This is a genomic window from Caulobacter sp. FV2ye17ST (assembly GCF_058680955.1).
The window spans coordinates 2,542,940-2,559,602 of the sequence record NZ_CM178727.1; the positions used below are offsets into that span (position 1 = coordinate 2,542,940).

16 protein-coding genes and 2 pseudogenes are annotated in these 16,663 nt (G+C 66.4%); 5 read left to right on the forward strand and 13 right to left on the reverse strand.

The window, feature by feature from the left end; translation table 11 throughout:
- Positions 1–127 precede the first annotated feature (127 nt).
- The 5 genes from rnc to ACW17V_RS12180 form a co-directional block, all read right to left on the reverse strand.
- Complete coding sequence (rnc, locus tag ACW17V_RS12160) at positions 128–823, reverse strand: ribonuclease III (protein WP_492105383.1); 696 nt, start codon at positions 821–823, stop codon at positions 128–130.
- Positions 824–832: 9 nt separating this feature from the next.
- Positions 833–1,687 (reverse strand): signal peptidase I, encoded by an 855-nt coding sequence (lepB, locus tag ACW17V_RS12165; protein WP_492105384.1) that lies wholly within the window; start codon positions 1,685–1,687, stop codon positions 833–835.
- Positions 1,688–1,819: 132 nt separating this feature from the next.
- Positions 1,820–2,113 (reverse strand): hypothetical protein, encoded by a 294-nt coding sequence (locus ACW17V_RS12170; RefSeq protein WP_492105385.1) that lies wholly within the window; start codon positions 2,111–2,113, stop codon positions 1,820–1,822.
- Between the two features lie 24 nt (positions 2,114–2,137).
- On the reverse strand, positions 2,138–2,530 hold the full coding sequence (gene acpS, locus ACW17V_RS12175; RefSeq protein ID WP_492105386.1) for a holo-ACP synthase: 393 nt from the start codon (positions 2,528–2,530) through the stop codon (positions 2,138–2,140).
- Positions 2,527–3,285 (reverse strand): pyridoxine 5'-phosphate synthase, encoded by a 759-nt coding sequence (locus tag ACW17V_RS12180; RefSeq protein WP_492108792.1) that lies wholly within the window; start codon positions 3,283–3,285, stop codon positions 2,527–2,529. The genes acpS and ACW17V_RS12180 overlap by 4 nt, the downstream gene beginning before the upstream one ends.
- 291 nt (positions 3,286–3,576) lie before the next feature.
- Between ACW17V_RS12180 and ACW17V_RS12185 the strand changes: the two are divergent.
- Positions 3,577–5,115: pseudogene (locus tag ACW17V_RS12185) on the forward strand (amidohydrolase); the annotation flags it as partial.
- Positions 5,116–5,120: 5 nt separating this feature from the next.
- Here the strand turns inward: ACW17V_RS12185 and pyrE are convergent.
- A complete protein-coding gene (gene pyrE / locus ACW17V_RS12190; protein ID WP_492105387.1) occupies positions 5,121–5,705 on the reverse strand; it encodes an orotate phosphoribosyltransferase in 585 nt (194 codons plus the stop codon).
- Between the two features lie 77 nt (positions 5,706–5,782).
- On the opposite strand from pyrE, the gene ACW17V_RS12195 reads away from it, so the two are divergent.
- Positions 5,783–6,184: an NUDIX domain-containing protein gene (locus ACW17V_RS12195; RefSeq protein WP_492105388.1), complete on the forward strand. Its 402-nt coding sequence runs from the start codon at positions 5,783–5,785 to the stop codon at positions 6,182–6,184.
- Here ACW17V_RS12195 and ACW17V_RS12200 read toward each other — a convergent pair.
- The 3 genes from ACW17V_RS12200 to folK form a co-directional block, all read right to left on the reverse strand.
- Positions 6,181–8,382 carry a RelA/SpoT family protein gene (locus tag ACW17V_RS12200; RefSeq protein WP_492105389.1) on the reverse strand — a complete coding sequence of 734 codons (2,202 nt, stop codon included), beginning with the start codon at positions 8,380–8,382 and terminating at the stop codon, positions 6,181–6,183. The two genes, ACW17V_RS12195 and ACW17V_RS12200, sit on opposite strands and share 4 nt — an antisense overlap.
- Before the next feature lie 137 nt (positions 8,383–8,519).
- Positions 8,520–8,879, reverse strand: a complete 360-nt coding sequence (gene rpoZ / locus ACW17V_RS12205) for a DNA-directed RNA polymerase subunit omega (RefSeq protein WP_035049486.1) — start codon at positions 8,877–8,879, stop codon at positions 8,520–8,522.
- Positions 8,880–8,977: 98 nt separating this feature from the next.
- On the reverse strand, positions 8,978–9,532 hold the full coding sequence (gene folK / locus ACW17V_RS12210; RefSeq protein ID WP_492105390.1) for a 2-amino-4-hydroxy-6-hydroxymethyldihydropteridine diphosphokinase: 555 nt from the start codon (positions 9,530–9,532) through the stop codon (positions 8,978–8,980).
- 12 nt (positions 9,533–9,544) lie between these two features.
- Here folK and ACW17V_RS12215 point away from each other — a divergent pair, with 12 nt between their 5' ends.
- Positions 9,545–10,144, forward strand: coding sequence for a LabA-like NYN domain-containing protein (locus ACW17V_RS12215; protein WP_492105391.1), 600 nt, complete (start codon positions 9,545–9,547; stop codon positions 10,142–10,144).
- Positions 10,134–10,817, forward strand: a complete 684-nt coding sequence (locus tag ACW17V_RS12220) for a uracil-DNA glycosylase (RefSeq protein WP_492105392.1) — start codon at positions 10,134–10,136, stop codon at positions 10,815–10,817. The genes ACW17V_RS12215 and ACW17V_RS12220 overlap by 11 nt, the downstream gene beginning before the upstream one ends.
- On the opposite strand, the gene ACW17V_RS12225 is transcribed toward ACW17V_RS12220, so the two are convergent.
- From ACW17V_RS12225 to glpK, 4 genes and pseudogenes are all read right to left on the reverse strand, one after another.
- Positions 10,814–11,653 carry an alpha/beta hydrolase gene (locus ACW17V_RS12225; RefSeq protein ID WP_492105393.1) on the reverse strand — a complete coding sequence of 280 codons (840 nt, stop codon included), beginning with the start codon at positions 11,651–11,653 and terminating at the stop codon, positions 10,814–10,816. The genes ACW17V_RS12220 and ACW17V_RS12225 overlap by 4 nt on opposite strands.
- A pseudogene (locus ACW17V_RS12230) lies at positions 11,650–12,859 on the reverse strand (Gfo/Idh/MocA family protein). Before ACW17V_RS12230 ends, ACW17V_RS12225 begins: the two are co-directional and overlap by 4 nt.
- Positions 12,769–13,740 carry an SMP-30/gluconolactonase/LRE family protein gene (locus tag ACW17V_RS12235; protein WP_492105394.1) on the reverse strand — a complete coding sequence of 324 codons (972 nt, stop codon included), beginning with the start codon at positions 13,738–13,740 and terminating at the stop codon, positions 12,769–12,771. Before ACW17V_RS12235 ends, ACW17V_RS12230 begins: the two are co-directional and overlap by 91 nt.
- Positions 13,741–13,893: 153 nt before the next feature.
- Positions 13,894–15,387 (reverse strand): glycerol kinase GlpK, encoded by a 1,494-nt coding sequence (glpK, locus tag ACW17V_RS12240; protein ID WP_492105395.1) that lies wholly within the window; start codon positions 15,385–15,387, stop codon positions 13,894–13,896.
- Positions 15,388–15,556: 169 nt separating this feature from the next.
- On the opposite strand from glpK, the gene ACW17V_RS12245 reads away from it, so the two are divergent.
- On the forward strand, positions 15,557–16,642 hold the full coding sequence (locus ACW17V_RS12245; RefSeq protein ID WP_492105396.1) for a DUF2336 domain-containing protein: 1,086 nt from the start codon (positions 15,557–15,559) through the stop codon (positions 16,640–16,642).
- Positions 16,643–16,663 lie beyond the last annotated feature (21 nt).

Consider the following 16,663-nt stretch of genomic DNA (forward strand, 5'->3'; position numbering starts at 1 on the left):
TCGAGCCGAAACGCACAAACAACATCACGGTCATCCGGGTTCGCCCCGGCCGCTTCGCGCCTCCCCGACCCCTTCAGTGGCTGATGCCGCGTGAGGCTGAGAAGCCGTGTCCGCCAGACTGATCGCCCTACTCCGCCCCTTCCCGATCCAGCAGCGCCCTGGCGGCGGCCTTTTCGGCGTCCTGGCGCGAGCGGCCGACGGCGAAGACGGGATCGACGCCGGCCACCACGACCTGCACCGTGAAAACCGGCGCATGATCAGGACCCGTGCGATCCTTGACGGCATAGGTCGGCAGCGGCTTGCCCTGGCCCTGCGCCCATTCCTGCAGCGCGGTTTTGGGATCGCGCGGCTTGCCGGCGGCGGCGCGGTCGAACTCGGCGCTCCACAAGTCCAGGAACACCCGGCGCGCCGTCTCCAGCCCGCCGTCGCGATAGAGGGCGGCCATCAGGGCCTCGCAGCCGCCGGCCAGGATCGAGTCGGTCTCGCGGCCGCCTACCTTGCTGGACGAGGCCGACAGGCGCAGGGCCGGGCCCAGCTCGGCGGCGCGGGCCACGCGGGCGCAGGTTTCGCGGCTGACCAGGGCGTTGAGGCGCGGAGCCAGTTCGCCCTCCTTGGCCTGCGGAAACCGCTCGGCCAGGGCCTCGGCGGCCAGCAGGCCCAGCACGCGGTCGCCGATGAACTCGAGAACCTCGTTGTCGGCGGTCTTCTTGGCGCCGTCCCCGACGCTGGCGTGCGTCAGGGCCTGTTCCAGCAGCTGGCGGTCAGCGAATGTGTAACCGATCCGGCGCTCCAGGTCGCCGACGGCGGCGACCCGTCTATCCATGGTTCAGCTTCACTTCAGGACGCGGAAGAAGCGGCTGGGACGGGCGTCCAGAACCCAGGTCCAGGGCTTGAACAGGGCCGCGTTGCGGTTCCAGGACAGCAGGATGATCTGGGCCTTGCCGACCAGGTTCTCTTCGGGAACGAAGCCGACCCCGACCTCGTCGCCGATATACTGGTCCAGTTCATAGTCCCACTTGCAGGTTCCGGCGCCGGTCTTGAACGGCGAGACTCCCGGATCAAAACGGCTGTCAGCCGAGTTGTCGCGGTTGTCGCCCATGAAGAAATAGCAGCCCTCCGGCACCGTATAGATGCCCGTATTGTCGCCGCGGCTGTCGGGGCCGTAGTCCTGGGTCTGGTACTTGCGGCCTTCGGGATTGGTTTCCTCGAAGCGCTGGACCTGCTGGGTGAAGCCATAGCCCATGTCGACCAGGGCCGGATCCCGCGCGGCCATGGCCAGGGGCTTGCCGTTGATGTTGATGACGCCGCCGCGCACCTGGACCTTGTCGCCCGGCATGCCGATCAGGCGCTTGATATAGTCGGTGCGATTGTCGCGCGGCAGCTTGAAGACCACGATGTCGCCGCGCTTGGGCGCCTGGGCCAGGATCCGGCCATTGAGGATGGGCGGGCTGAACGGGATCGAGTGCTTGCTCCAGCCATAGCTGAACTTGCTGACGATGATGTAGTCGCCTTCCAGCAGGTTGGGCTCCATCGAACCCGACGGGATCGTGAAGGGCTGGAACAGCAGGACCCGCAGCACCAGGGCGATGCCCAGGGCATAGGCCACCGTCTTGATGATCTCGATGAATTCCTTGACGGCTCCGCCCTGTTCCTCGGGCTGCGCGTTATCGTCGGCGGCGTCGGTCATGCGGGCGCTGGGCTCTCGAGCAATGGGGTTCCGGCGAACCGGACAGGCTTAGCTAGACGCGCTTTACACAACGGGCAAGCTTTGCGCCGGTTAACTCGCCTTCATGGCGGCGGTGGGGCGGACGGCTCCAGGCTATTCATCCTCGACCAGAAGACGGATTTCCACCGTTCCTCCAGCCTCGTAGGTGGGGTTGCCGGGCAGGCACGAGCGCGCGTCTTCCAAGCTTTCCGCCGCGATCCTGATGAAGCCGGTCAGAGGGCCGGAAATCGGTCGCGACGCCCCGTCCCTGCGAAAGCAGGCGCCGCCGCCAAGGCTGCTGCCGCCGCGCAGACGCCCGCCCTGGGCCAGACCGTCCAGATAGGCCGGCCAGTCCGCCGCCCCCTCGTCGACCGCGTCGCCGTGCATCAACAGAAGAAACTCGCTCATCCGGCTGGCGTCCTCGTTTGGCGTTCAGATGGCCTCGATGATCACGAAGGCCTGGGCGTAGGGATGGTCGTCGGTCAGCGACAGGTGGATCACCGGGGTCATGCCCTCGGGCACCATCGAGGCCAACCGCTCGGCCGCGCCGCCGGTCAGGGCCATGGTCGGCTTGCCCGAGGGCAGGTTGACCACGCCCATGCCGGCCAGATGCACGCCGCGCTTCAGGCCGGTGCCCAGGGCCTTGGAACAGGCCTCCTTGGCGGCGAACCGCTTGGCGTAGCTGCTGGCGCGGTCAGGCTTGCGCTCGGACCGCGTCCGCTCGATCTCGGTGAACACCTTGTTGGTGAACCGGTCGCCGAACCGCTCGAGCGACTTTTCGATCCGTCGGATGTCGCACAGGTCCGAGCCGATGCCGATGATCACGCGGCCAACTCGGCGCGCGCGGCGTCCATCAGGGCCCGCATCCGATGAATGGCCTGGGGCAGACCCACGAAGATCGCCTCGCCGATCAGGAAGTGGCCGATATTCAGCTCGGCGATCTGCGGGATGGCCGCGATCGGCTTGACCGTGGCGTAGTCGATGCCGTGACCCGCGTGAACCTCCAGACCGAGGCTCGAGGCCAGGGCCGCGCCGTCCTGCAGGCGGCGCAGGATGGCGGCGGCCCGCTCGACCTCCCCGGCCCGCGCGGCGTCGCAATAGGCGCCGGTGTGCAGCTCGATCACCTGGGCGCCCAGGCGGTGCGAGGCTTCGATCTGGCCGGCCTCGGCGTCGATGAACAGCGACACCCGGGCGCCGGCCTCGCGCAGACGGCCGGTGGCGGCGGCGATGGCTTCGTAGCCGCGCACCACGTCGAGGCCGCCCTCGGTGGTCACTTCCTCGCGGCGCTCAGGCACCAGGCAGGCGGCGTGCGGCCGAGCCTGCAGGGCGATGCCGACCATCTCGTCGGTGACGGCCATCTCGAAGTTCAATGGCTTGCCGCGCTTGAGGCACAGGTCGTTCAGCAAGGCGATGTCGGCGTCGGAGATGTGCCGACGATCCTCGCGCAGGTGGGCCGTGATGCCGTCGGCGCCGGCCGCCAGGGCCAGCTCGGCGGCGCGCACCGGTTCGGGATAGCTGGAACCCCGCGCATTCCGGATCGTGGCCACGTGGTCGATATTGACGCCCAGTCGGACGTTCAGCTGATGCTCGCTAAGAATTTTACCGCCCTCGAACGCGATCGGCGGCCGATGGCTGGCCGTCCAAGGCAGTCTATCCCCTTCCGGTCGATGGGTGGAGGCCGGAAAAGCAACAGCCGCACAGTTCTGCTCAAGCTCGGGGAAAACGGCGTGGACAGCCGGCCCGGCGCCGTTGAAGGTCGCGGGCCTGGGAAGCGATGGGGACGGAACATGATCGTGAAGACTGCGCGGATTGCGGCGTTGGCCATGCTGATGGCGACGACGGCTGTTTCAGCGATGGCGGCGCCCGCCTATTCAGCCAGCGCCCTCAAGGCCCTGAAAGCCCAGGCTGTCGCCGGCGTCGAGTCCCGGGCCAAGCTGTCGCAGGTGATGAACGACCAGATCTTCTCCTTCGGCGAGCTGGGCTTTCAGGAGGTCGAGACCTCGAAATACATCACCGGCGTGCTTGAGGAGAACGGCTTCACCGTGGTGCGCGGCGTGTCGGGCATTCCGACGGCCTGGACCGCCACCTGGACGAACGGCAAGGACGGTCCGACCATCGCCTTCGGCAGCGACATCGACTGCATTCCCAAGGCCTCGCAGAAGCCCGGCGTGCCCTGGCACGACCCGATCGTTCCCGGCGCGCCGGGCCATGGCGAGGGCCACAATTCCGGCCAGGCCCTGAACGTCGTCGCCGCCCTGGCGCTCAAGGACCTGATGATCAAGGAGAACATCGCCGGGACCCTGATGCTGTGGCCCGGCGTCGCCGAGGAGCTGGTGGCCGGCAAGGCCTACATGGTCCGCGACGGGGTGTTCAAAGGCGTGGACGCGACGATCTTCACCCATGTGGGGACCAATCTGGCGACCACCTGGGGCCAGCCGACCGGCACGGGCCTGGTGTCGGTGAAGTACAATTTCCATGGCGAATCCGCCCACTCGGCCGGCGCGCCCTGGCGGGGCCGCAGCGCCCTGGACGCGGTCGAGCTGATGAACATCGGCTGGAACATGCGCCGCGAGCACCTGCGGCCTGAGCAGCGCTCGCACTACGTGATCGTCGATGGCGGCGACCAGCCCAATGTCGTGCCGTCAGAAGCCAGCGTCTGGTACTATTTCCGCGAACAGAGCTTCGACGCGATCAAGAAAAACTACGCCATCGGCGACAGGATCGCCCAGGCCGCCGCCGACATGACCGACACCAAGGTCGATCGTCAGGTGCTGGGCACGGCCGCGCCGCGCCACTTCAACCGGCCGATGGCCGAGGCCGCACAGACCAATATCGAGGCCGTGGGCCTGCCGGTCTGGACCGCCGACGAGCAGGCCTTCGCCAAGGCCGTGCAGACCAATATTGGCGCGCCCAAGCAGACGGGTCTCGACGTCAAACTGAAGGGCCTGTCCCCGCCGGACCCCAAGCCGGAAAGCGGCGGGTCGGACGATATCGGCGACATCTCGTGGATCATGCCGACCATCACGATCAACTATCCGGCCAACATCCCCGAACTGCCCGGCCACCACTGGGCCAACGCCATCTCGATGGCCACGCCGATCGCCCACAAGGGCGTGGCGGCGGGCTCCAAGGTGGTGGCGATGACGGCGCTGGATCTCCTGACCCAGCCCAAGCTGCTGGCCGCGGCCAACAGCTATTTCAAGGACGTCCAGACCAAGGACCAGAAATACGTGCCGATGCTGGCGGCCACCGACCTGCCCCAAACCCAGATCAACGCCAACATCATGGCGACCTATCGGCCGGCCATGAGCAGGTTCTATTACGATCCCAGCAAGTACGGGACCTATCTGGAACAGCTCGGCGTCGAATGGCCGGTCAAGCAGCTGACGCCGCCGGCAGCGGCCAAATAGGGAGCTTAGCCCTTCAGCCGGCGGCTGCCGGGGTCCTCGATGGGGATCGCGGCCAGCTCCGGCGGCAGGGCGTCGGCCGGATAGGCCGGCACTTCCAGGCTGCAGAGAGAAACCAACGGCACGCCGACATCGACCTTGCCGCCCGAGCGGTCGACGATGCAGGCCGCCGCGATGACCTCACCACCGGCTTCCTGGATCGCGGCGATGCACTCGCGCGACGACAGGCCGGTGGTGACGATATCCTCGACCATCACGACCTTCTGGCCGGGCTCCAGATGGAAGCCGCGCCGGAACTTGAAGCCGCCGCCCTCGCGCTCGACATAGATCGAGGCGACGTTCAGGTGACGGGCGGTCTCGTAGCCGGGGATGATCCCGCCCACGGCCGGCGACACGGCCACATCGGGCTGGCCGACGGTGGCGATGATCTTCTCGGCCAGGGCCTTGCACAGGCGCTCGCAGCGCTCGGGCCGCATGAACACCAGGTTCTTCTGCAGGAAGACCGGGCTGTGCAGGCCGGAGGACAGCACGAAGTGGCCTTCGCGCAGGGCCCCTGCGGCGCGGAATTCGTCGAGGACGTCATCATTGGTCATGAGCGGCGCCTATACCGCACGCTGGCGAGTCCGCCAATCGCCTTGCGCGATGCGCCGGATTTGGCTCTATCCCGCCCATGAGCGATCCCCAACGTCCCCGCATCGGCTGCGGCGCCGCTATCCTCGATGATCAGGGCCGGCTGTTGCTGGTCAGGCGGGTCAAGAACCCGGAGGCCGACCACTGGGGCGTGCCCGGCGGCAAACTCGACTGGGGCGAAGCGGCGCGATCCTGCGCCGAGCGCGAGATCCATGAAGAACTGGGAATCAGGATCGTCGCCGGTCCGGTCCTGGCCGTGACCGACATGATCGCCCAAGACTATCACTGGGTGGCGATCACCTACCGCGCCGAAAGCTTCGAAGGCGAACCGGCGATCATCGAGGATCACGCCTTGCACGAATGGGGCTGGTTCTCGCTGGACGCCCTGCCCTCGCCGCTGACCGCCTCAACGGCAGACGCCATCACCAAGCTGAAGGCCTAGCCGCGCGTCCGGTCGACGGTCTCGACTGACGGACAGGCCCGCAGAGCCGCCGAGATGTTGGTCAGGTGCTTGGCGTCACGCACTTCGACGTCGATGTCGGTGTCGAAGAAGTCGCTCTGCCGGTGGTGCATGCGCAGATTGACGATATTGCCGCCTGCTTCGCCAATGATCGTGCAGACCTGACCCAGCACACCCGGCGCGTTCTGGATGGTGGCGTGCAGGCGGGTCAGGGACACGGTCTCGCGCTCGGCTTCCGGCGTCCAGTTCAGATCGCGCCAGAGATCTTCGCGGTCCTCGTAGTCGGCCAGCTTGGGGCAGTCGATGGTGTGGACGTCCAGCCCTTCACCGTCCTCGCGCAGGATACCAACGATGCGGTCGCCCGGAACCGGGCTGCAGCAATGGGCGAAGTGCAGTGATACGCCCGGCGTCAGGCCACCGCCGCGCACATAGAGCCGCGCGCCCTTGCCGCCCTCGATCTTGCGACGCGCCGAGGCGGCCGCCATCTCGGTGTCCTTCATGCCCGGGAAGGCCGTTTCCAGGACCTGACTGGGCGACACGCGGCCACGGCCAACCGCGTCGAACAGCATCTCCTCGTTTTCCAGCGCGAAGCGCTCGAGGATCGGACGCAGCGAAACGTCCTTCAGCTTTTTGCCGGCGCGCTCGAAGATCTGCTCCACCGAGGAGCGGCCAAGGCGAAGGAACTCTTCCTTCTCGGTCTGACGGATGTGGCGGCGGATGGCCGAGCGCGCGCGGCCGGTCACCGTTAGTGAGCGCCAGTCAGGCGGCACCACGGGCTTTGAGCCTCGAATGACCTCGACCACGTCGCCGTTGTTGAGGCCGGTACGCAGCGGCTTCAGCTCGCCATTGATCTTCACGCCGATGCAGGTGTCGCCGACACTGGTGTGGACGGCATAGGCGAAGTCGAGCGGCATGGCGCCCCGCGGCAGGCTGACCAGCTTGCCCTTGGGGGTGAACACGAAGACCTGGTCGAGGAACATCTCGAGCTTGGCGTGTTCGACCAGTTCCTCGGCGTCGCCGCCATGTTCCAGCACCTGAACCAGCTGGCGCAGGTTGGCCAGCGGATCGCGACCGCCTGCCGCTTCCATGCCTTCCAGGTCCAGGCCGTAGGAGGCGTCCTTGTACCGGAAGTGGGCGGCGACCCCTTCCTCGTTGACGCGGTCCATGGCCTCGGTGCGGATCTGCATCTCGATGCGCATGCCGCGCGGCCCCACCACCGTGGTGTGCAAAGAGCGGTAGTTATTGCGCTTGGGCGTCGAGATGAAATCCTTGAAGCGGTCGGGCACGCTGGACCACGACCGATGCAGGACGCCCAAGGCGCGATAGCAATCTTCCTCACTGTCGACGATCACGCGGAAGGCGTAGATATCCGACATCTGTGAGAAGCCGATCGACTTGCGCTGTAGCTTGCGCCAGATCGAATAGGGCGACTTTTCCCGACCAAACACCCGGGCCGGAACGCCGGCGGATTCCAGTCGCGCCGCGATCTCCTGCGAGACCAGCGCCACCGCCCCGCCCTGCTCGGCGCGCAGGGTGTCCAGACGGCGGATGATCGCATTACGGGCTACCGGATTGGTATGCTCGAAGCTGAGCTCCTCCAGCTCCGTGCAGATGCGGTGGCAGCCGATGTTGCGAGCCAGGGGCGCGTAGATGTCGCGCGTTTCGCGGGCGATGCGCTCACGCTTGGCCTGGCTTTTGATGAAATGAAGCGTCCGCATGTTGTGCAGACGATCGGCCAGCTTCACCAGGAGGACGCGGACGTCCTTGCTGATGGCCAGGATGAACTTGCGCAGGTTCTCGGCCTGCCGTGAATGCTCGGCCTGGAGCTCCAGCTTCGAAAGCTTGGTGACGCCCTCGACCAGCTCGGCGATCTCGTCGCCGAACAGACCCGCAATGTCCTCGCGGGTGACGGGCGTGTCCTCGATCACGTCATGCAGCAGAGCGGTGACGATGGTCGCGGTGTCGAGCCGGTACTCGGTCAGGATGCCGGCCACCTCGATGGGGTGGGCATAGTAGGGGTCGCCGCTCGCCCGGGTCTGACTGCCGTGCATGCGCATGGCGTAGACATAGGCGCGGTTCAGAAGCGCTTCGTCAGCGGTCGGGTCGTAGGAATGGACCCGCTCGATCAGTTCGTACTGACGAAGGATCTTGTGGCGCGGCTTGGCGGCCGGCGTCGGCATCGCCTGGACTTCACTGGTCGCCAGAAACGACGACGCGCCCGAGTCTACCCCAAGCGAGGGGGAAACTTCGGACGCGCGTTCGGATGGAGCGGCGGCAGGCGCCGCTTCAAGAATCAGAGGGTCTGTGCCGTCGGGGCTCAGTACCGCTCCTCTTGACCGCCATCGCGGTCGCTTTGCAGGGCGCGAACCAGTTCCAGTTCGCTCATCTGCATGTGGCTCGGATCCGCCAGCAGGGCCAGGGTCTCGGCTTCTTCCTCGGCCTCGGTGTGCTCATCGACGCGCTGCAGCGTGCTGATCAGCTGTTCCTTGAGGCCTTCGTGATCGACGACATCGTCAGCGATCTCGCGCAGGGCGACGACCGGGTTCTTGTCGTTGTCACGATCGACCAGCAGGGCGGCGCCGGCCGAGATGCCGCGCGCCCGATGGGCGGACAGCAGAACCAGTGCGAAACGGTTCGGAACCTTCTCGACGCAATCTTCGACGGTGACGCGGGCCATGAATTCCTCGGGCTAGCCGTGATGCTCTGCAAAATAAGGGTCCGAGCGGCGTTACGCAACGCCGCTGAGGTTGTCGCCCATCTTTCGCGAGGGGGCGCTTATGCCCGCTTCGCGCCGGTAAGTCCAGTGCGCGAAGTTGAGGGCCTGGCGTCGCGGCCCACACTGGCGGCGTCCGCCAGACGAGCCGCGGTCTCGCCGCTGACAGGATGACGCCATTCCGGCGCGATCTCGGCCAGTGGGCCCATCACGAACAGACGCTCATGAGCGCGCGGATGGGGCAGCATTACGCCGTCGGAAATCACACTGCGACCGTGGGCGATCAGGTCGAGATCCAAGGTCCTCGAAGCATTGAGTTCGCCGCGCGCGCGCCCAAAGCGCGCCTCGATGCGATGCAGGGCTGCGAGCGTCCCAGCCGCGTCGAGCGAGGTTTCCACCACCGCCACACCGTTCAGATAGGCCGGCCCGGCGGGGTCAGGCCAGGCGGCGGATGTCCACCACGACGAGCGCGCCGCCACCGTAAGGCCTTCCGAGGGGAAGGCCTCCAGCGCCGCTTCCAACAAGGCTTCGCGACTCGTATAGGCTCCCGGCAGATTACAGCCGAGCGCCACGATTACGGCCTCGTCCAAGCCATTTTGATCGACCGTATTTTTCAAGGAATTACCGCGTTGACCTTCTATCCCACGGACCGTCTGGCCCTGTTCATTGACGGAGCCAATCTCTACTCGGCCGCCAAGGCGCTGGGCTTCGATATCGACTACCGCAAGCTGCTCGACGAGTTCAAAAAGCGCGGCGTCCTGATCAGGGCCTACTACTACACCGCCATCAACGAGAACGACGACTATTCGCCGATCCGGCCGCTGGTCGACTGGCTCGACTACAACGGCTTCACCCTCGTCACCAAGCCGGCCCGGGAATTCACCGACAGCCAGGGCCGCAAGCGCTGGCGCGGGGACATGGACGTCGAGATCGCCGTCGACATGCTGCAGATGGCCGAGACCGCCGACCATCTGGTGCTGTTCTCCGGCGACGGCGACTTCCGCGCCCTGGTCGAGGCCGTGCAACGCAAGGGGCGCCGGGTGACCGTGGTCTCGACCATGAAGAGCCAACCGCCGATGACCAGCGACGACCTGCGCCGCCAGGCCGACGACTTCGTCGACCTGAACGATCTGGCCAATATCATCGGCCGCCCGCAGCGTGCGCCCGCGCCGCGTCCGATGGCCGACGCCCGCACCCAAGCCGAGCGCGACGCTGACGATGAATACTGAGCAGCGCTCCAACATCGCTGGTGAAATGGTCCCCTCGCCCGCCGAGCCGCCGCGCGACTGCCCTCTGTGTCCTCGGCTGGTGGCATATCGCCGCGAGAACCAGGACCTCTATCCCGACTGGTTCAACGGCCCCGCGCCGTCGTTCGGCGACCGGGATGCCCGCCTGTTGGTCGTGGGCCTGGCCCCTGGCCGCAAGGGCGCCAACCGCACCGGGCGGCCCTTCACCGGCGACTATGCCGGGACCCTGCTCTACGACACCCTGATCAAGTTCGGCTTCGCCACCGGCAGGTTCGAGGCGCGCCCTGACGACTCGCTGAAGCTGATCGGCAGCGCGGTGACCAACGCCGTCCGCTGCGCCCCGCCCGGCAACAAGCCCGAAACCAGCGAGGAGAATACCTGCCGGCCCTTCCTGACCAACCGGATCGAGGCGTTCCCTAAGCTGAAGGCCATCGTCACCCTTGGCGACGTCTCGCGGCGCAATGTGCTGAAGGCCCTGGGCCTCAAGGCCTCGGCGGGCATCCCCGGTCACGGTTCTGAGTTCCAGGCCGGGTCCTATCGGGTGTTCAACAGCTATCACTGCTCGAGGCTCAACACGAACACCGGCCGGCTGACGACGCCCATGTTCGAGGACCTGTTCGCCCGCGTGAAGGCCTATATCGACGCGGCCGACTAGGGCCGCTTCGACAGCCAGCCATTGTCGGCCATCCAGTCGCGAAGCCGATCCGGCCAGACCTTGATCGCGGCCTTGTCGGTCCGAAAGCCCATGTTGAAGGCGTGGCCGCCGGTCTGGAACAGGTGGAACTCGACCGGGACCTTGGCGGCGCGGAACTTGGTCAGCAGTTCGACGGGCGGCGCCGAGCAGCACTCATCATCGTCGGCCACCAGAATAAAGGCTGACGGCGTTCCGCTCGGGATCGCGTCGGGCACGCCCAGAGGGCCAGGATAGATCAGCACCTGGAAATCCGGACGGGCGCTGACCGCGTCGATGGCGTCGACCTTGGGGTCCTTTGACGCGTCCTGGTAGACTTCCAGGTTCACCACCTCGCCGCCGCCCGAGAAGCCCATCAGGCCGATGCGTGCCGGGTCTACACCGAACTCGGCGGCATGGGCGCGCACATAGCGCACGGCGCGCGCGGCGTCCTGACGGGCGTGGTCGATCGTGTAAGGCGAGCCTTCCTCGCGGAAGAGCCGGTATTTCAGCACGAAAACCGCCACGCCGATCGGGTTCATCACCTTGGCGACGTCCGTCCCCTCGGGGTGGATCACCAGCATGCGGTGACCACCGCCGGGCAGCACGATCAAAGCCGCGCCAGTCGCCTTTTCCTTAGGTGGCAGCCAGGCCATGATCGAGGGATTGTTGATACTCTTGGCCCAGTACTCGGCGGCCTGTTCGGGGATATCCCTGCGGCTCTCGAACCCCGGCGCGCCCTTGGGCCACAGCGGGACCTGCTGCTGGGCGAAGGCGCCGCCGGGCGCTAGCAGCGCCGCGGCGAGAACCAGCGCCCTCACAACCGCACCATCCGGCCTTCGCGGGCGGCGCGGTAGATGGCTTCGATGACCTTGAGATCCTTGACGCCTTCATCACCGGCCACGATCGGCTCGGCGCCTGTCAGGATACATTCGGCGAAGTGATCGAGTTGACCGGAGAACTGGTTCTTCCGGACCGGAGCAGGTTCGTGCGGGGCGGTCTTGCCATTCAGGCGAACGGTCATGGCCTGCCCGCCGTAGCCCGTGGCCGGTTCGATCTCGGCCCAGCCCTTGGGGCCCGAGACCCGATAGCGATTGACGTTGGAGCTGTAGGCCGAGACGCAGTTGGCCGTCGCGCCGGAAGGAAACAGGAGCTGGAAGTTTATGACGTCTTCCACCTCCCTGAACCGGACATCCGATCGATCCGTGGATTCCATCGCGTTGACGGCGACAGGCTCCTCGCCCGTCAGGTAGCGCGCGGCATTGAGGCTGTAGATGCCGATGTCGGCCAGGCTGCCGCCGCCCGAAAGCGCCTTCTTCAGCCGCCACTGATTTGGATCACCGATGGTGAAGCCATGGTCAGCCACGACGGTGCGGATGGGTCCGAACACGCCGCTGCGCACGAGCTTGATCGCTTCGATATTGTGCGGCTGGAAGCGGCTGCGGTAACCGATCATCAGCTTGCGTCCAGCGGCCTTGCAGGCGGCGATCATCGCCTCGCCGTCGGCCACCGAGGTCGCCATCGGCTTCTCGCACATCACATGCTTGCCGGCCTTGGCGGCGCGCTCGGTGAAGGTGCGATGCAGGCTGTTGGGCGTGATGATGTAGACGATGTCGACCGCTGGATTGTCGATGATGCGATCGAAGGTCTCGTAGCTGTAGCGACTGGCTTCGGGAACGCCGTACTGGTCGCCAAAGGTGGTCAGCTTGGCGGGTGTTCCGCTGACCAGGGCCGTGATTTTCGAATGCTCGCACTCGGCGAAGCGGGGCATGATGATCTGCGTGGCGTAATAGCCCAGCCCGAGGATCGCATAGCCCAGCTTGCGCCCTTCCGCCTTGGCCTGGGCCAGGGCCTCAAGGGGGGCCGAAGCCAGGAGCCCCGCCGCCAGGCCGCTCTGCAGAAAGCTGCGCTTGCTCGGACGATCCATCTTCATCTCCTAGATCAGGCCGGTGGTCTTCAGACGCACCCTGGCCAGGATATCGTCGGCGGTCAGGAACAGGGTGTGACCGTCTTCGCCAAACGCGCAGTTGGCGATGGGGCGCCCCGCGTCGATCACGCCGATCAGCTCTCCCCCTGGAGTGATCACCAGCACGCCGCCCGGTCCGGTGGCGTACAGACGCCCTTCGGTGTCAAGACACATCCCATCCGGCAACCCCGGCCCGCCGGCCTTGTGCAGGGCCATGGCGTCGAAGAATATTTGCGACTTCACCGGCAGGCCATCGAGACCAAGGTCGTAGGCCATGATGACCGGTCCCGCAGGGTCGGAGACAGCGACGTAAAGCCGCTTCTCATCCGGGGTCAGGGCCAGGCCGTTGGGGAAGGTCAGCCTGTCATCGACCACGACAACCGAGCCATCGGGCCGACGCAGATAGACGCCGTTGAACGCCATCTCCTTGAGCGGCGAACCGTTCATACCCTCAAGGCCATAGGGCGGATCGGTGAAATAGATCGCGCCGGCCATCGCCCCCCTTTGGACGACAGCGAGATCATTGGGACTGCTGAATTTCTTGCCCTGATAGCGGTCAAGCAGGATCGTCTTCTGCCTGGTCTTCAGATCGACCCTGGAGATCGCCCGGTTCCCATGGTCGCAAACCAGCAGCGCGCCTGACGCGTCCAGCGCCAGACCGTTCGAGCCGGGCTCGCGGAACGCCGTGGTCGGCGGGCCGTCATAGCCCGACGGTTTGAGGAATACGCTCGCACCGTCAGCTTCGCTCCAACGATACATCGTGTTGGCCGGTACGTCAGAGAAGACGAGATAGCCGCCATCCCTCACCCAGACCGGCCCTTCCGACCAGACGAAGCCGTCGGCCAACTGCTCGATCCTGGCGTCTGGCGCGACCACGGCGTCCAGCGCGGGGGACAGACGACGGATACTTCCAACCGTCGGACGGGCGGCATGGGCAGACACGGAGAACCCTCCTGCGAGAACGGCGGCGCTTGCCCCCAGGGTGATGGAACGGCGCGTCGGCGTCATGCGGTTGAGTCCTCATGTTATGACAGCGATGTCATAGCAATCGATGTCTCTGCTGGCGACCCGCGTTATGCGTCGGCGTCAAAAAAGTCAGGCGCGGACGCGCGGCACCGCGTCCAGCCAGCGCGCATAGGCCGCCTCGCGCTGGTGCAAGGGCATGGATGGCGTCAGCGCTTCGGCGGCAGGGCGCGCGGCGGCCGCCTCCTCGAGTGAGGCATAGACGCCAGCCCCCAGGCCCGCGAAGAGGGCCGCGCCCAAGGCGGTTGTTTCCAGATAGCTGGCCCTCTGGACCAGCATGCCCGTCAGATCCGCGAGCCGCTGCGAGAACCAGGCGCTCTTCGACATGCCTCCGTCGATCCGGAGTTGGGCTTCGTCGCCGAAAGCCTCCGGGGCGTCGGCGCGCATGGCCTCGATCAGGTCGCGGCTCTGCAGGGCGCAGGAGTCATAGGTGGCCGCCGCGATCTCCGGCAAGCCGGCGTCACGGGTCAGCCCGAAGATCGCGCCCCGCGCGCCAGCGTCCCACCACGGCGCGCCGAGTCCCGTGAAGGCTGGCACCACCACGACACCATGATCGGGCTTGGCCGCTCGCGCCAGCGCCTCGGCGGCGCGCGGACCGCCGGTGATCCCAAGCCCCTCGCCCAGCCACTGGATGGCGGCTCCGGCGACGAAGATGGACCCTTCCAGCGCATAGGTCGTCTTGCCGCCAATCCGCGCCGCGACGGTGGTCAGCAGGCGTGAACGCGACACCGGGCGGTTATCGCCGGTGTTGATGAGCATGAAACAGCCGGTGCCATAGGTGGCCTTCATCTGGCCAGGCAGGATACAGCCCTGCCCCATCAGCGCCGCCTGCTGGTCGCCGGCGACGCCCCGGATCGGCACTTTAAGGCCCAGAATGTCCGCCGTCGTGACACCATAATCGTCAGCGCAATCCAGAACCCTGGGCAGCAGGCTGCCAGGCACATCCAGAAGGTCGAGCATCGCCGGCGACCACGCCTGAGCCTCGATATCAAACAGCAGGGTTCGCGAAGCGTTCGTGGCGTCGGTGGCGTGGACCTTTCCCCCCGTCAACCGCCAGATCACCCAGCTGTCCATTGTGCCGCACAGCAGCTCACCGGCCTCGGCGCGCGCTCGCGCGCCCTGCACGCGATCGAGAATCCAGGCGATCTTGGCGCCCGAAAAGTAGGGATCCAGCAGCAGCCCCGTCACGTCCGAGACATGCGCCTCATGGCCTGCCGCGCGCAGACGATCGCAGGCGTCGGCCGTGCGCCGATCCTGCCAGACGATGGCCGGATGGATCGGACGGCCGGAAACCTTGTCCCAGACCACCACGGTCTCGCGCTGGTTGGTCACGCCGATGGCGACGACGTCGGCGACATCACGGCCGGACGCCTCCATCGTCTCGCGCAGCACCGCCACGCAGGCGGCGAAGATCTCCTCGGCGTCGTGCTCGACCCAGCCGTCGGCGGGATAGCTCTGCCGCAGGGGGCGCGTGGCGTCAGCCAAGGCGCCGCCGGTCGCATCAAACAGTATCGCGCGGGTGCTGGTGGTGCCCTGATCCAGAGCCAGAATCAGTTGTTCAGCCATGCTGGCTCCTCCCGTCCAAAAGCTTCATCCGCGACAACTCGCCGCTGTGCTTGTCGATTGTTGTTCGGTTCCGTTTAAGCATGTTTTCATTTGCTGACAGCAAGGTCATCCTCACCGAGTTCGGGATTCGAGGAGGCTGGTCATCCAAGCCGTCCAAACTGCCAAGCTTATGACACTGGCGCGCAGCCGCGATCCGGGCGACCGTGAACGGCTGCTCACCGGCATCATCGAACTTTGCGAAGCGGGCCAATCCGCGGGCGCGCCAACCGATCCCGATATCCAGCGCCTGCTCGATTCCATCTTCATGACCCTGGTGGTCGAAGCCGAGCGGGACATACGCCAGCGCCTGTCCGAACGCCTCGCCGATGCGCCCTGGGCCCCGTCGGCCCTGATAAACATCCTGGCGCTCGACGAGATCGAGATCGCCCGCCCCATCATCGCGCGCAGTCCGGTGCTGCAGGACCATGACCTGATCCGTCTGATGGTTCAGGCCACCCTGGAGCACCAGATCGAGGTCGCCCGACGCCCGCGCCTTTCGGCTTCGGTCGTCGAAGCCATTCTGGCCCGAGACGAGCCCGCTGTCCTGACGGCGCTCGCCAGCAACAACACCGCCGAACTCTCACCGGACGGCCTGCGTCGCCTTGTCGGTCGCGCCAAGGATATTGTTGCTCTGCGATCCCCGCTGGCGCGCCATCCGCTGCTGTCCAGCGACCTGGCCGAGCAACTTTATCTGTGGGTCGGACGCGCCTTGCGCGACGCCCTTACGACCCGCTTTCACCTCGACCCGGAAACCATGGCCATCGCGGTCGACGAGACCCTTCGCGCAGCCCATCGTGGCGACAGCCCTGACCTCGACGGCGGAGTAGAGTCCGAGGACGATCGCGCGGAGATGGAGCGGTCGCTCGTCGAAAAACTGGACGCAGCCGGTCAACTGCGTCCCGGCTACCTGTTGCGGGTGCTGCGCGAAGGCCGTCTGCCCCTGTTCATCACGGCTCTGGCGCGTCTGGGTCGGTTCGAGTCTCCCCAGATCCGCCGCGCCATCGACAGCAATCGCCCTGAACTTCTCGCCCTGGCCTGCTCTGCGGTCGGCATAGATCGCAGCGTATTTCCGACCATCCTGGAACATGTGCGCCAGCTGAACGGCGGCCGCCCCGGCGGCGGTGACGAGGGCGCCAGACGCGCTGGCAGCGCCTTTGGCCCGTTCACGCCGGACGTCGCCGGAATGGCTTTCAGACAGGCTGTCGGCGCGGTTTGACAAGCCGGCAGGCTTCGCGCC